The 2,346-nt window shown below is 73.7% G+C and carries 2 protein-coding genes; both read right to left on the minus strand.

All coding sequences use genetic code 11. The features are described 5' to 3' along the window. Positions 1 to 114: 114 nt before the first annotated feature. The gene (locus tag ACI797_RS27765) at positions 115 to 1,122 is read right to left on the minus strand and encodes a sugar phosphate isomerase/epimerase family protein (RefSeq protein WP_456540862.1); all 1,008 of its coding nucleotides are present in this window, start codon (positions 1,120 to 1,122) and stop codon (positions 115 to 117) included. Positions 1,123 to 1,133: 11 nt separating this feature from the next. Continuing rightward, on the minus strand, positions 1,134 to 2,297 hold the full coding sequence (locus ACI797_RS27770; protein ID WP_456864095.1) for a Gfo/Idh/MocA family protein: 1,164 nt from the start codon (positions 2,295 to 2,297) through the stop codon (positions 1,134 to 1,136). Between the last annotated feature and the right edge of the window lie 49 nt (positions 2,298 to 2,346).

Consider the following 2,346-nt stretch of genomic DNA (forward strand, 5'->3'; position numbering starts at 1 on the left):
GCCGGCGCGCCGCCGGCGCCCCCCCCCCCCCCCCCCCCCCCCGCCCCCCGCCCCCCCCCCCCCCCCCGCCCCCCCCCCCCCCCCCCCCCCCCCCACGACAGGGGCGCGATGTCCCTAGTTGCCGCTGGAGAAGGCGGCGTCGAAGGCGGCCGCCGGCGGGTCGAAGGCCAGCCGCCGGACGAACGCCAGCGCCTCGGGGGCGCCGACGAGCCGGTCCATGCCGGCGTCCTCCCACTCCACCGAGATCGGCCCGTCGTAGCCGATCGTGTTGAGCATCCGGAAGCACGCCTCCCACGGGACGTCGCCGTGGCCGGTGGAGACGAAGTCCCAGCCGCGCCGCGGGTCGGCCCACGGCAGGTGGGAGCCCATCCGGCCGTTGCGGCCGTTGCCCACCTGGCGCTTCGCGTCCTTGCAGTCGACGTGGTAGATCCGGTCCTTGAAGTCCCAGATGAAGGAGACCGGGTCCAGGTCCTGCCAGACGAAGTGGCTCGGGTCCCAGTTGAGGCCGAACGCCTCGCGGTGGCCGATGGCCTCCATGGTGCGGACCGTCGTCCAGTAGTCGTAGGCGATCTCCGACGGGTGCACCTCGTGCGCGAACCGGACGCCGACCTCGTCGAAGACGTCGAGGATCGGGTTCCAGCGGGCGGCGAAGTCGGCGTAGCCGTCCTCCACCATCGACTCCGGCACCGGCGGGAACATCGCCACGGTCTTCCAGATCTTGGACCCGGTGAACCCGACGACGGTCTTCACCCCGAGCTTGGCCGCCGCGCGGGCGGTCAGCTTCATCTCCTCGGCGGCCCGCCGGCGCACGCCCTCGGGGTCGCCGTCGCCCCAGACGCGCTTGTTGACGATGTCGCGGTGCCGCTCGTCGATCGGGTCGTCGCAGACCGCCTGGCCGTTGAGGTGGTTGGAGATGGCCCACACCTTGAGGCCGTACTTGTCCAGCAGCGCCAGGCGCTCCTGCACGTAGGCGTCGTCGTTCGCGGCGCGCTCGACGTCGAGGTGGTCGCCCCAGCAGGCGATCTCCAGGCCGTCGTAGCCCCACTCGGAGGCGAGCCGGGCCACCTCCTCGAACGGCAGGTCGGCCCACTGGCCGGTGAACAGCGTGATGGGACGGGGCATGCGGAACTCCCTCAGATCGCGGTGAAGGTCGAGTGGTCGGCGGCGCTTCGCTCCACCGCCGCGAGCACCCGCTGCACCTGCAGCCCGTCGGCGAACGACGGCGTGGGGTCCTCGCCCGCGGCGATGGCGGTCAGCAGGTCGACGACCTGGTGGGTGAAGCCGTGCTCGTACCCCAGGCCGTGCCCGGCCGGCCACCAGGCGGCGACGTAGGGGTGGTCGGGCTCGGTGACGACGATGCGCCGGAACCCGGCGGTCGCGGCCGGGCCGGTCGCGTCGAGGAAGTGCAGGACGTTCATGTCCTCGAAGTCGAACGCGACGCTGCCTTCCGAGCCGTTGATCTCGATCCGGATGGCGTTCTTGCGGCCGGTGGCGAACCGGGTGGCCTCGAAGACGCCGAAGGCGCCGCCGTCGAAGCGCGCCAGGAACGCGGCGGCGTCGTCCACCGTGACCTGGCCGACGCCCTCGCCGCCGACGCCGGAGAGCGCGCCGCCGGCGGCGGCCAGCGGCCGCTCCTTGACGAACGTCTCCAGCATGCCGCTGACCCCGGTGATCGCCTGGCCGGTGATGTACTGCGTCAGGTCGATGATGTGCGCGCCGATGTCGCCGAGCGCGCCGGAGCCGGCCTTGTCCTTCTCCAGCCGCCACGACATCGGCGCCGACGGGTCGGCGATCCAGTCCTGCAGGTACTGCGCGCGCACGTGCCGGATCTCGCCGAGCCGGCCCTCCGCGACCAGCTGCCGGGCCAGGCCGATCGCCGGCACCCGGCGGTAGGTGAAGCCGACCATGGAGCGGACGCCGCGGGCCGCGGCGCGGGCGGCGGCCTCGGCCATCGCCTCGCCCTCGGCCACGGTGTTGGCCAGCGGCTTCTCGCAGAGCACGTGCTTGCCGGCCTCGAGCGCCGCGATGGCGATCTCGGCGTGGGTGTCGCCGGGGGTGCAGACGTCGACGAGGTCGACGTCGTCGCGCTCGAGCAGCCGGCGCCAGTCGGTCTCGGTCTCCTGCCAGCCGAGGCGGGCGGCGGCGTCCTCGAGCCGGGCCTTGTCGCGGCCGACGAGCACGCGCAGCTCCGGATGCAGCGGGAGGTCGAAGAAGTGGGGGGCGGTGCGCCAGGCCTGCGAGTGCGCGGCGCCCATGAAGGCGTAGCCGATCAGGCCGACACCGAGGGTGGGGGGCATGTGCGGGTCTCCCGGGAGGTGCGGTGCCGCCGGGGAGCGGGAGCTCCCC

This window comes from Geodermatophilus sp. SYSU D00691 (assembly GCF_054050275.1).

What these genes read in the sequence shown, in the direction of transcription:
- ACI797_RS27765 (WP_456540862.1), bottom strand. Translation starts at nt 1,122, where the DNA reads ATGCCCCGTCCCATCACGCTGTTCACCGGCCAGTGGGCCGACCTGCCG.
- ACI797_RS27770 (WP_456864095.1), bottom strand. Translation starts at nt 2,297, where the DNA reads ATGCCCCCCACCCTCGGTGTCGGCCTGATCGGCTACGCCTTCATGGGC.